This is a genomic window from Myxococcus sp. CA040A (assembly GCF_013336725.1).
GTDB lineage: Bacteria > Myxococcota > Myxococcia > Myxococcales > Myxococcaceae > Myxococcus > Myxococcus llanfairpwllgwyngyllgogerychwyrndrobwllllantysiliogogogochensis.
Genome location: NZ_JABUMR010000006.1, coordinates 892,074 through 904,177 on the forward strand (window position 1 = coordinate 892,074; position 12,104 = coordinate 904,177).

Annotated in this window: 8 protein-coding genes and 1 pseudogene; 5 read left to right on the forward strand and 4 right to left on the reverse strand. The window is 68.0% G+C overall.

Annotated elements, in window-relative coordinates; genetic code table 11:
* Window positions 1-39: 39 nt before the first annotated feature.
* A complete protein-coding gene (locus HUA75_RS29845) occupies window positions 40-699 on the reverse strand; it encodes a hypothetical protein (RefSeq protein WP_174488302.1) in 660 nt (219 codons plus the stop codon).
* A gap of 279 nt (window positions 700-978) precedes the next feature.
* On the opposite strand from HUA75_RS29845, the gene HUA75_RS29850 reads away from it, so the two are divergent.
* Window positions 979-3,801 carry a pitrilysin family protein gene (locus HUA75_RS29850; protein WP_174488303.1) on the forward strand — a complete coding sequence of 941 codons (2,823 nt, stop codon included), beginning with the start codon at window positions 979-981 and terminating at the stop codon, window positions 3,799-3,801.
* A gap of 139 nt (window positions 3,802-3,940) precedes the next feature.
* On the opposite strand, the pseudogene HUA75_RS29855 reads toward HUA75_RS29850, so the two are convergent.
* Both HUA75_RS29855 and HUA75_RS29860 read right to left on the reverse strand, forming a co-directional pair.
* A pseudogene (locus HUA75_RS29855) lies at window positions 3,941-4,096 on the reverse strand (ClpX C4-type zinc finger protein); the annotation flags it as partial.
* Window positions 4,097-4,532: 436 nt separating this feature from the next.
* Entirely contained in the window at window positions 4,533-5,780 is a 1,248-nt protein-coding gene (locus HUA75_RS29860; protein WP_174488304.1) for a multidrug effflux MFS transporter, read from the reverse strand.
* An 889-nt stretch (window positions 5,781-6,669) separates the two neighbouring features.
* On the opposite strand from HUA75_RS29860, the gene mnmG reads away from it, so the two are divergent.
* The 4 genes from mnmG to HUA75_RS29880 all read left to right on the forward strand — a co-directional run bounded on the left by mnmG (window position 6,670) and on the right by HUA75_RS29880 (window position 10,683).
* A complete protein-coding gene (gene mnmG, locus HUA75_RS29865) occupies window positions 6,670-8,517 on the forward strand; it encodes a tRNA uridine-5-carboxymethylaminomethyl(34) synthesis enzyme MnmG (protein ID WP_174488305.1) in 1,848 nt (615 codons plus the stop codon).
* A gap of 98 nt (window positions 8,518-8,615) precedes the next feature.
* A complete protein-coding gene (gene rsmG, locus HUA75_RS29870) occupies window positions 8,616-9,269 on the forward strand; it encodes a 16S rRNA (guanine(527)-N(7))-methyltransferase RsmG (RefSeq protein WP_174460375.1) in 654 nt (217 codons plus the stop codon).
* A gap of 156 nt (window positions 9,270-9,425) precedes the next feature.
* On the forward strand, window positions 9,426-10,094 hold the full coding sequence (locus HUA75_RS29875; RefSeq protein WP_174488306.1) for a hypothetical protein: 669 nt from the start codon (window positions 9,426-9,428) through the stop codon (window positions 10,092-10,094).
* Between the two features lie 196 nt (window positions 10,095-10,290).
* Window positions 10,291-10,683: a VOC family protein gene (locus HUA75_RS29880; RefSeq protein ID WP_141642454.1), complete on the forward strand. Its 393-nt coding sequence runs from the start codon at window positions 10,291-10,293 to the stop codon at window positions 10,681-10,683.
* A gap of 48 nt (window positions 10,684-10,731) precedes the next feature.
* Here the strand turns inward: HUA75_RS29880 and HUA75_RS29885 are convergent, their stop codons facing one another.
* Entirely contained in the window at window positions 10,732-11,613 is an 882-nt protein-coding gene (locus HUA75_RS29885) for a hypothetical protein (RefSeq protein WP_141642455.1), read from the reverse strand.
* Window positions 11,614-12,104 lie beyond the last annotated feature (491 nt).

Genomic DNA, 12,104 nt, shown 5'->3' on the forward strand with positions numbered 1-12,104 from the left:
AGGGCCTTCCTCGCGGCACTTCGCTCGGGAGTCAGTGACTCAGTTCTTGAGCAGCTTGTTCAAGATGCTCTCGTGGGCTTGCAGCCGCCGCTCGGTGTCTTCCCGGTCGACGGTGAGCCGGGCGACCTTCCCGTTGACGTGGAACAGTCCCCGACGCAGCTCCGAGGTCGAGGCACCCACGTGGTCGCTCAACTTCGCGAGGGACTCGACGGCTTGCTCGAAGCCCGCGCGGACCACCTGGAGGTCGCGGGAGAACACGTCGACCTTCTCCTCGACAACCAGGAACCGATGGTCCGAGGCCTTCGACTTGTCTTCCAGCGTGTGGACCCTGTTGTCCAGGGTCTCCACCTTGCTGTCCAGGGCCTCCACCTTCTGGTCGAAGGTGTGGACCTTCACGTCCAAGGTCTCCACCTTCTGGTTGACCGCGGCTACGTCCTGCTTGAGCGCACTCACATCGTGTTTCAGCTCACGGACGTCCTGCTTGAACTCCGCGACGTCCTGCCGGAACTCCGTGACCTCCCGTCGCAGCTCCCCGGCTTCGAGAGTGACCTCCCGGAACGCCTTCCGTCCGTCCCGGATGGCCTCCTTGAGCTCGAAGTGGCTCTGGTCGAGCGCATCCAGACGCACCCGCATGCGCTCCAGGACCTTCGAAAGGTCGTTGATCGCCGCGTCCACTCCCCCACCGTCGTATCTCGCCATCCCGCCTGCCTCCCTCCGAGCGGCCCCATGCCGCTTCCAAGGTTGAAGACACCCTACCAAACCAATCTGACACGGTGGCAATCAGACAAACAACCCATGAGGTTGTCATGGGAAATCCAGACGAACCCGCGTGTCGAGGGGCCGAGGGGCGGGTCCGGGCGCTCCCTCCCCTGTCTCACGGTGGACGCCCGCCAGGAGGAAGTGCTGGCTTCCGGGATGGCGGATGACCCGTACCGGGTTAGAAGCGCCGTGCACTTTATGAAGACCCGCGAGGACCGCATGAGGCGTCGTACCCCGCTTTCCCTGTTGGCCCCCCTGATGCTGGTGGCCACCACTCCTGTATGGGCCCAGGCCCCTGCCCCCTCCCCTACCCCCGCCGCGAAGGCCGCTCCCGCGAAGGCCAAGGGCTCCGCGCTCACTCCGGTGACGAGCGTGGAGGGCATCACCGAGTACCGCCTCGCCAATGGCATGCGCGTGCTCCTCTTCCCCGACCCGACCAAGCCCAACGTCACCGTGAACGTGACGTACTTCGTGGGCAGCAAGCACGAGGGCTATGGCGAGACGGGCATGGCCCACCTGCTCGAGCACCTGATGTTCAAGGGCACGCCCACCACCAAGAACGTGCCCCAGGCGCTCACCGAGCGGGGCGCCCGCCCCAACGGCACGACGTGGCTGGACCGCACCAACTACTTCGAGACGCTGCCCGCCTCGGACGAGAACCTGCGCTGGGCGCTGTCCTTCGAAGCCGACCGCATGGTCAACAGCTTCATCGCCAAGAAGGACCTCGACAGCGAGATGACCGTCGTCCGCAACGAGTTCGAGTCCGGCGAGAACGACCCGGGCAGCATCCTCCAGGAGCGCGTCCTCAGCGCCGCGTACATCTGGCACAGCTACGGCAAGTCGACCATCGGCGCGCGCTCCGATTTGGAGAACGTGCCCATCGACCGGCTCCAGGCCTTCTACCGGAAGTACTACCGCCCGGATAACGCGCTGCTGGTGGTCGCCGGCCGCTTCGACGAGGCGAAGACGCTGGGCTTCATCCAGTCCTCCTTCGGCAAGTTGAAGAAGCCCGCCGCGCCCCTGCCCGTCACGTACACCGCCGAGCCCACCCAGGACGGTGAGCGAGAGGTGACGCTGCGCCGCGTGGGCGACAACACCCTGCTCGCCAGCGTGTATCACGTGCCCGAGGGCGCCCACCCCGACTTCGCCGCCATCGACGTGCTGACGCTCGCGCTGGGCGACCACCCGTCGGGCCGTCTCTACAAGGCCCTGGTGGAGACGAAGAAGGCGTCGAACGTGTCCGCGTACAACTACCAGTTCCGCGACCCGGGCATCATCGGGTTCAGCGCGGACATGCGCGAGGACCAGCCCCTGGCCGCCGCGCGCGAGGCGCTGCTGAAGACGGTGGAGGACTCGGCGCGCACGCCCTTCACCGAGGAGGAGGTCTCCCGCGCGAAGACGACGCTCTTGAAGATGATGGAGCTGACGCTGAACAACTCCGAGCGCGCCGCCATCGGCCTGTCCGAGTGGGCCGCCACCGGCGACTGGCGCTTGATGTTCCTGCACCGCGACCGCATCGAGGCGGTGAAGCCCGTGGACGTCACGCGCGTGGCGGCCACCTACCTCAAGGCCTCCAATCGCACGCTGGGCGCGTTCATCCCCACGGCGAAGCCGGAGCGCTCGGAGCTGCCGCCGCCGGTGGAGATGGCGAAGATGATGGACGGCTACAAGGGCCGCGCCGCGGTGGCGCAGGGCGAGGCGTTCGACCCCTCCCCCGCCAACATCGAGGCGCGCGTGCAGCGCGGCGAGCTGCCGGGCGGCATGAAGTACGCGGTGCTGTCCAAGAAGACGCGCGGTGAGATGGTGAACGCGTCCTTGTCCTTCCACTGGGGCACGGAGGCGGCGCTGCGCGGCAAGGCCGACGCGGCGTCGTACGCGGGCCGCATGCTGATGCGCGGCACCAAGAAGCACACGCGGCAGCAAATCCAGGACGAGTTCGACAAGCTGAAGGCGCGCGTTGGCGTGGACGGGGGCCTTGCCGGAGCGTCGGTGTCCATCGAGTGCCCGCGCGCGAGCCTGCCCAAGGTGCTGGCGCTGGTGGCCGAGATTCTTCGCGAGCCCTCCTTCGACGAGAAGGAGTTCACCCTGCTCAAGCAGTCGCGGCTGGCGGACCTGGAGTCGCAGCGCAGCGAGCCGGAGACGCAGGGCAGCATCGCCTTCTGGCGGACGCTGTCGAGCCACTACACGAAGGGCCACCCCTACTACGTGCCCACGCTCGACGAGCGCATCGCCGGCGCGAAGGACACCACGCTGGAGCAGGCCCGCGCCTTCCACAAGGCGTTCTACGGCGGCGCCAACGCGGAGCTGGCCGTGGTGGGTGACTTCGACCCGAAGGAACTCGTGGCGGAGACTGGCAAGTTGTTCGGCGACTGGAAGAGCCCGGCGCCCTACGCGCGCGTGCCGGAGGTCTTCAACGACGTGGGCCCCAAGGCCGTGGCCCTGGAGACGCCGGACAAGGCGAACGCGTACTTCTACGCGGGGCAGACGCTCAAGCTGCGCGAGGACGACAAGGACTGGCCGGCGCTGATGCTCGGCAACTTCGTGCTCGGCGGCGGCTTCCTCAACTCGCGGCTGGCCACGCGCATCCGCCAGAAGGATGGCCTGTCCTACGGCGTCGCGAGCAACATCGACCCGGGTGACCTGGACGCGGTCGGCACGTTCATCACCTACGCCATCTACGCGCCGGAGAACGCGGGCCGGCTCGAAACGGCGATGCGTGAGGAAGTGACGAACGTCTTGCAGAAGGACTACTCGGCGGAGGAGCTGGAGAAGGCGCGCGCGGGTCTGCTGGAGTACCGGCAGGCGGCTCGGGCGCAGGACGGCAACCTGGCGCGCAAGCTCGCCGGCTACCTGTACCTGGGCCGCACCCTCACCTTCGACGCGGGCGTGGAACAGCAGCTCTCCAAGCTCAAGCCGACGGACGTGCGTCAGGCCATGTCGCGACACCTGGACTGGACGAAGGTCACCCAGGTGAAGGCGGGTGACTTCGCCACCGCGGAGAAGAAGGCGAAGGCCCCCGTACCGGCTCAGGCCGCGCCGTGACGCGGTGACTGCTCACCCTTCACGGGGTTGAGCGCTCAGCCTCGAGGTGCCCGCGTGGCGCCTCGGGGCTTTTTCATGCCCGCGCGGGGGCGTGAGAGATGTGGGAGCGGACCTCGCCGATGCCCTAGGTCGAGGAACGTTCCTCATTGATGACGTCGTTGCACAGGCCGACGCATTCGTCGCAGATGAAGACGTTCGGGCCCGCGATGAGCTTTCTCACCTCGCGCTGGTACTTCTCGCAGAATGAGCATTGGACGTTGATGCCGGGGTCGAATTTCCGCGTGGCGTCGGCGATCTTGTCGAACCACAGAGAACTCCAATACGCCAGTGCTCTCTCCGCGTCCTCGGAGCGGACCAGGTCGGCCCGCCATTCGAGGACCATGGTTTTTTCAAGGCGGGCCCAGCTCCCATCCGGCGCCACATTCAGGGCCCAACTGTCAGGCTTGCGCTCACCGTCCTCGTAGACACCCAGATGCACCACCAGTCCGTCTGGACCGAGCTCCGCGTAGAGCCCCTCCTTCCGGTCGAATGAGACGCCCTCTGGCAACCACGAGCGGTCGAACCGTTCCTTCTTGTCCATGCGGTGGCACCTCTTCCCGCGAGGCGGATGGAGGAGAAGACCCACGTCGGTGCGGGAACCCGATGGTCCACACGAGAAGATAGCCTTTTCATGAGAGGCTTTCTCTCGGGGGGCACCCGCGGGCGACAGGCTCGAAGTCACATTTCACACATCACGTTTCCCCAATCCGTGACGCCCCGGTCATCGTGGGCTCCGTGCTCGCGGCTCGCGAGCGCGCCCTGTGGCCCAGGAAGCCAGACAGCCACGCCAGCACGGCCGCCGCCAACACCACGCCGCCCATCGGCTTCGCGGTGTTGTCATTGAGCACGCTCACCGCCCAGGACGCGGAGGCCGCGGCGGTGAACTGGAGCGCGCCCAGCACCGCGGACGCGAGCCCCGCGTGCGCGGCGTGTCGCTCCAGCGCGATGGCCGCGGAGTTGGGTCCCACCAATCCCAGCGTCGGCACGAACAGGAACAGCGCGGCGGCAATCCCCCAGAAGCCCCCTACCCCACTCCACGTGACTGCCATCACCCCCGCCGCCGTCACCGCATACAGCGTCAATGCCAGACGCAGCAACCGGTGCAACGGGATGTGGCGCAGCAGCTTGCGATTGAGCTGAGCCAGCGCCACCAGCCCCACCGCGTTCGCACCGAAGAACCAGCCGAAGTCCTGCTCCTTCACGCCATGCAGCGTGATGAACACGAACGGCGCGCCCGCGATGTATGCGAACATTCCCGCGTACGCGAAGCCACCCGCGAGCGCCGGGCCGACGAAGTCCGCGTCCCGCAGCAGCTCCCCCAAGCGCGCGCGCATGCTCTTCGTCTTCGAGTGCTCGGGCGCGGTCTCCGGCAACACCCTCCACGTGGCGACCAGCGCCACCGCGCCGATGCCCGCGAGCAACACGAAGATGACCCGCCAGCTCGTGTGCTGGAGCACGAAGCCACCCAGCAACGGCGCGAGCACGGGCGCCACGCCCACCACGAGCATCAAGCGCGACATCGTCCTCGCCGCGTCCGCGCCGGACCACAAGTCCCGCACCACCGCGCGCGGCGCCACCAACGCCACCGCGCCGCCCAGCGCCTGGAAGAAGCGCATCGCCACCAGCGCCGTCGCCGTGGGCGCGAGCGCACAGCCGAGCGAGCCCAGCACATACACCGCCAGCCCCGCGTACAACGGCCGCGTCCGTCCGAACCGGTCAATGAGCGGCCCGGTGAAGAGCTGCCCCAACGCCAGCCCCGCGAAGCACGACGCGAGCGTGAGCTGGATGACGGACTGGGTCGACTGCAAGTCCGTCGCGATGCGTGGCAGCGCGGGCAGGTACATGTCGATGGACAGCGGCGCGAACGCGGTGAGCGCTCCCAGCAGCAGTTCCAGCGACAGGGTGCCCGATGGGGGCGACTTCTTCGTGAGGGTGTTCATGCCATCCCAGGCGTGAGGCGCGCACCGCCGCGCGCGCGAGTTCGTTCAGGGCTCTGGATGCCGAGCAGGCGACCTCTCGGCGGGCCGCTCGCGAGCAACGCGGTGGCGACTCCCTGGGAGGTTCTCCGGAGCTTCATCATCGTCGACGCTGGATTAGCGGCGCGGACCCTGGCTGACCAGCGACACGAGGTTCCACGCAGTGTTCCACGCACGGAACAATCCCCGCGCCTGTCCCCGGCGGGCGTCACAAGTCCTGCCTCCGCCCGTCTTCAGGATGAAGCAGCCGCATGCGGGGGAGGGGAGTGGCTGGGTCCCACCTCCACGCCAACTCACCCCCGGAGGGGCCGGCCTGGCGAAGGCCGGCATGTCAGACCCTCCGGTTATTCCTTTCCCCGTCGCGCACACGGGGGTGCAGGACCCTTCGGAGTCTCGAGCTCGAGTTTACCGTCGCGCCCTCACCGCCATGGTCCCAGGTCCGCCCTCCGTGTGTGCGACACCATGAAGACGAAGCACGCGAGGAGGCAGGGGCCATCTCGCGCGCGCAGGGGGATGGGGCGCCGCGCTCGGGAAGCGCGGGCCCCATGAGGTACCGGCGACGCCTTCGGGCTCGCCCGACATTCTTGAATCGCCATCCACGCCGGAGGGCAAGCCCGTCGCACGGGACTTGTCCTTCTGGAGGATGGCCGGTGCGCGCGAGGCAGGCAGCTCCTCAACCCCTCCCACTGCCCGCCTCGCGCGCTCCCGTAAACCTTCCCTTTGCTTGCCAAGGGGGCGCACCGGAGACATAGGGGACCTCACAGGTCGCGGCGCGCGGAGCGAGGGTGCTCGGTGCCATGACGGAGCGGGCGCCACGTCAGGTCCCGAAACCCTCCGGCGACCCTCGTGAGCAATGGGACTCCGGTACGACGTCATCGTGGTGGGCCTGGGCCATGCGGGCTGTGAGGCGGCGCTCGCCTGCGCGCGCCTGGGCCTGGCCACGCTGGGAATCACGCTCAAGCGCGAGCGCTCCGCGGTGATGAGCTGCAACCCCGCCGTGGGTGGCACCGCCAAGGGCCACCTGGTGCGGGAGCTGGACGCGCTCGGGGGACAGATGGGGCGCGTGGCGGACCTCGCCGGCACGCACTTCAAGACGCTCAACGCCTCCAAGGGCCCCGCCGTCCAGGCGACTCGCGTGCTGTGCGACCGCGAGCAGTACTCCGCCCTGATGCAGTCGGTCCTCTTCAACGAGCCGAACCTCACCGTGCGCGAGGGCGAGGTCTCCACGCTGGTGGTCGAGGAGGGGAGGGTGACGGGCGTGCTGCTCGGCGACGGCACGCAGGTGGCCGCGTCGGCGGTGCTGCTCACCACGGGCACCTTCCTCCAGGCGCTGATGCACGTGGGCGAGAAGAAGGAAGTCGGCGGACGATTGGGTGACGACGCGGCGCGAGGCCTGTCCGATTCGCTGCGCGCGCTTGGCTTCACGCTGGGCCGCTTCAAGACGGGCACTCCGGCGCGGCTCGCGCGCGCGAGCATCGACTGGGATGCGGTGCAGCCGCAGCACGGCGACTTCCCGCCGCGTCCGCTCTCCTGGCGCACGCGCGCGGAGTCGGCCTCGGGGGTGCCGTTTCCGCGTCAGCCCTCGGTGACGTGCGGCATCACGGCCACCACGCTCCAGACGCACCGCGTGCTGCGCGACAACCTCCACCGCTCGCCGCTGTACCAGGGAGAGATTGTCGGCCGGGGGCCGCGCTACTGCCCGTCGCTGGAGGACAAGGTGGTGCGCTTCGCGGAGCGCGAGCGGCACCAGGTGTTCCTGGAGCCCGAGGGCCCCGACTCGCCGCTGGTGTATCCGGCGGGCCTGTCCACCAGCCTGCCCGCGGACGTGCAGCTCGACTTCCTGCGCACCATCCCCGGATTGGAGCGGGTGGAGGTCATCCGCTACGGCTACGCGGTGGAGTACGACTACGCGCCGCCCACGCAGCTCAAGCCCACGCTGGAGACGAAGGCCATCGCGGGCCTGTTCTTCGCGGGCCAGCTCAACGGCACCTCGGGCTACGAGGAGGCCGCCTTCCAGGGCCTGTGGGCCGGGCTCAACGCGGGCCTCATGGTGAAGGGCGAGCCGCCGCTGCTGCTCGGCCGCGACGAAGCCCATGGCGCGGTGCTGGTGGATGACCTGGTGACCAAGGGCGTGGACGAGCCGTTCCGCATGTTCACCAGTCGCTCCGAGCACCGGCTCCGGCTGCGCGAGGGCAACGCGGACCTGCGGCTGGCGCGTCACGGGCACCGGGTGGGGCTGTTGCCGCGCGAGGCGTTGGAGCGGGCGGAGGCGCGGCAGCGCGCGGTGACGGACGAAGTGACGCGGCTCAAGCGCACGGGTCTGGCGGCGCGGCTGAAGCGGCCCGAAGTCACGTACGGGCAGTTGGGGGAGGGGAGGGTGGACTGGCCCGTGTTGGCGGAGGATGTGGCCGAGGAGGTGGAGGTGGAGGTGAAGTACGAGGGCTACATCGCCCAGGCGGCGCGAGCGGCGGCGCGCGAGTCGGAGGCGACGGACCGGTGGCGGATTCCGGAAGGCTTTCGCTTCACGGAGGTGCGGGGGCTGAGCAAGGAGGCGGCGGAGAAGCTCGGCGCGCACCGGCCTTCGACGGTGGGACAGGCGCGGAGGATTCCAGGCCTGACGCCCACGGCGGTGTCGCTGCTCCTGGTCGCGCTCAAGCGCGTCTCGGGCCCCTCGGGCGGCGGCGAAACACCCCTGGAGTGATCAGAACAGGGGGTGTGGACAACGTGTGGACAACTTTGGGGATAGAAATCCCCTGAATGATTCCGGAGGGTTATGCCCCTCCGCGCTGTGGAGGTGCTGTGGATAACACGAGGTTCGTAGATCTGCTGGCATCCGGCTGCCAGGCGCTGGGCGTGTCGGTGGGGGAGGACGTGGGCCCCCGGTTGCAGCGGCTGATGGCGGAGCTGCTGAAGTGGAACGCGAAGGTGAATCTCACGGCGATTACGGCGCCGGAGGAGGTGCTGGAGAAGCACTTCCTGGACTCGCTCGCGGTGCTGCCGGAGGTGACGGGCGCGGCGTCGTTGTTGGATTTGGGCGCGGGGGCGGGCTTCCCGGGACTGCCGTTGAAGATTGCGTTGCCGGCGCTCGGCGTGACGCTGGTGGACACGGTGGGCAAGAAGGTCGCGTTCATCAAGGCCGCGTCGGCGAGCCTCGGGTTGCAGGGCGTGCGCGGGTTGCACGCGCGCGCGGAGGGACAGCCGGAGACGGAAGGGATTCCGCGCGCGCAGTTGTTGATTGCGCGCGCGTTCATGGACCTGCCGGACTGGCTGGCGTTGGCGCCGGCGTATGTGGAGCCGGGTGGGCGCGTGGTGGCGATGCTCGGCAAGTCGCAGACGGACGCGGAGCTGGCGTCGCGCGCCGCGGAGCGACAACTGCGAGTGGTCTCCGCGAGGGCGTACCGGTTGCCGTTCTCCGGCGCGGAGCGTCAGGTCGCGGTGTTCGCGAAGGAGTAGGGCAGGGGAGGGCGGGCCCGCGCGTGCACGGTGGAGGTGCGCGCGTGGCGCCATGCGGACAACTGCTATCCAGTGTCAGTTGTGGACGTGGCGTGGGAGTGAGGGGGCAGGCATGCGAGGAGGGGCCGCGTTAGCTTCAAAGCGGAGGTGCCTCGCATGCAGCCGATTCCGACGGACCGACCGGTGGTCTGGGGTGACGACGAGCCCCATGAGTCTGAAGTCGCGGTGGCCCGAGCGTCCCGCGCCGACTTCGAGCAACGCTGGGGACCTCCGCACTTCCGAGACGTGGAAGGTGATGGACTCGGACCCACTGACTACTGGGGTTGGCGCGCGGACTGCGGCTTCCAGTTCTTCGTCTTCTATTTGCAGGCCACGGACGATTTCCATGTCATGACCTCGGAAGAAGAGCTGAGCCATGCGCTCGCGCATCTCGACTGGTGGCGCGATGAAGTGGTGTGGCGGGCCAACCCTGGAGCGCCGCCGCTGACGGATGGCTGGGCGGTGTACCGGCAGGACGACACGGGTCATCGCCATGATGTCTGTGTGATGACGAGCCGAGGACATGCGGAGTGCCTGGCACGTCGGATGGAGGCTCGGGCGCACAAGCAGTGGTACGCCGTCGAGCAGCGTGGAACACCGCCCATGCGGCAGTCCCGTCCGCGTCAGGGTTGGGCCGTGATTCGGCAGGATGAGCACGGCAACCGAGCGGAGGTGGCCGTGTTTCGGACCGAGCGGCGCGCGCGGGAGCTGGCCGCCGCGTACGACTCCGAGCCTCGGCACAAACAGGCGTACTTCGTGGAGCCCGTGTCTCCTCCGAATCCGTGAGGTGGCGTCCCACGGCTCTGACGCGTTGGCCTTCTGCCATTGCGTTGCCGTGTGCGGACACGCGCGCCGGAGATGGCGCGATGCTTCCGCGACTTCATCGTGCACCGCGCCCTGCTCGTCATTGAGTGCGCACGCGTCACGACCGTGAGACGCGCGAACCTTCACCGGGTTCGTTCGTGGTGAGGACGGACCTGGGATGGAGATGTGTAAGCTGCGAGTCGCTCGACCGACGCGGAGCCTGGCGACAGTGGTGCGGTTCTATCGAGAGGGGCTTGGCTTCGAGCTCGTGGGAGGCTTCGAGGACCATGCGGGCTTCGACGGGGTGATGCTCGGCCAGGTCGGGACGCCGTACCACCTGGAGTTCACGGTGGAACGCGGACACGAGGCGCCTCGCGCTCCTTCGCCGGACCATCTGCTGGTTCTCTATGTGTCGCGGCGCGAGGAGTGGGACGCGCGGGTGCGGCGCATGGTGCAAGCGGGCTTCCATCCGGTGCGCTCACACAACCCTTACTGGGACGTGTACGGGAAGACCTTCGAGGACCCCGATGGATATCGCGTCGTGCTCTACCAGGGAGAGTGGACGCGCTGAGTTGTGTCGAGGCGCGATGTCTCTCGAACCCTGGATTTGTGTTGGGCGCTACCCCAGGTCTTGCAGGAGCACGTCGCGGTCCGTGATGAGCTTCTTCGAGTTGATGTGCTTGCGAATCACGCGCTGCGCCTCCGCGCGGACCGTTGAGTCACTGAGTCGAGCGAGCCACTGCGTGCGCAGTGCTTCGAGTTGTTGTCGCTGGGGCAGCGTCGTCGTCGCGAACCATTGTTCCAGCTCGAGGATGATGTCGGGACGGGGTGGTCGAACCGGAGGCTCCGCGACGAAGTCCGAGGGTTTCGGCGTGTATCGAAGCGAGGCCAGTTCGTCGGAGAGCGGACCCCATGATTCGGCGAGTCCGCGCAGCCCGTGTCGGACCACGTCGCTCGGTACTTCTTGTCGCGGGTCGGAGAGAAGGCCCCAGTCGACGAGTCGTTGCTGCAAGGCCTCGCGTCCGTGGACCTCGTCATGGACTTCTTCGCCCAGGTGGGCGGTGCCCCAGACGTTGAATTGATGGTTGTGGGAGAAGATGGCGCTCTCGACGTAGGCATCGCCGAAGACGCAGGTGCCCAGGGGTTCGTCTTCGCCGAACAGGCGGCGGACGCGAAGGTCCCCGAGGATGACGAGGTACTCGGAAGTGTAGACGGTGTGCGCGATGAGGTTGCCGCGCACGAAGACGAGTCCGCCTGGATTTTCGAACCAGCCATCGACGACCAGGTCGCCGTCGATGAACGTCGAGCCTCGGGTGTTCTCCAGCATGAGTGATGAGACGCGCCCGCCTGTGAACAGCCCGGCGCCGCTGAAGAAGCCGTCGGAGAGGACGAGGGCGTCCACGTCCATGCCGTTGCCGGCGCTTCGTTGCTTGAAGGCCGCGTAGGGACGGAGCACCTCGGCGGCTTCCTCGGGAGACAACCAGCGTTGAAGCGGGAGCACGGAGTGAGCCTTGGAAGTGGAGGTGTTGGCGTGTCGCCGCGGACGATGCCCGCGATGGGTCGTGTGTCTCGCGGAGTATCGCAAGGGTTCGAGCGCTGCGGTTGCCAGCTCAGGATGTGACCAGGCACTCGCGCGGATGCTGGCTCGGGGCAGGGGAGGGGAGGGGAGTGCGAGCGGACGGTTCCTTCAGTCGGGAGCACGCCTGCCTGGTCTGGCGTGAAGCTGAGTGCGAGAGCACACGCTCGATGGGACGGTCACTCGACCAGCGAGAGGTCCAGGGGTGGACTTGCCTGCTCGCGAGGCGAGAGGTGAGCGAGCTTTGGACCACGGCGCGAACTCTGTTGCACGCGGCTGTGCTGCCACTCATCGCGCGGGAGTCTTTCGGCGCGTGTGGCATCGGGGCGACTGCTCTCGAAGCGGACGCGTGACGCCAGGACTGTTCGCGAGTGACTCCGTTCGAGCCCATGGCGTACTCAGGCGAGGTGCCGCGG

Bases quoted from the DNA above. Each gene is read 5' to 3' on its own strand.
- HUA75_RS29845 (WP_174488302.1), bottom strand. From the start codon at position 699: ATGGCGAGATACGACGGTGGGGGAGTGGACGCGGCGATCAACGACCTT.
- HUA75_RS29850 (WP_174488303.1), top strand. From the start codon at position 979: ATGAGGCGTCGTACCCCGCTTTCCCTGTTGGCCCCCCTGATGCTGGTG.
- HUA75_RS29860 (WP_174488304.1), bottom strand. From the start codon at position 5,780: ATGAACACCCTCACGAAGAAGTCGCCCCCATCGGGCACCCTGTCGCTG.
- mnmG (WP_174488305.1), top strand. From the start codon at position 6,670: ATGGGACTCCGGTACGACGTCATCGTGGTGGGCCTGGGCCATGCGGGC.
- HUA75_RS29875 (WP_174488306.1), top strand. From the start codon at position 9,426: ATGCAGCCGATTCCGACGGACCGACCGGTGGTCTGGGGTGACGACGAG.
- HUA75_RS29880 (WP_141642454.1), top strand. From the start codon at position 10,291: ATGGAGATGTGTAAGCTGCGAGTCGCTCGACCGACGCGGAGCCTGGCG.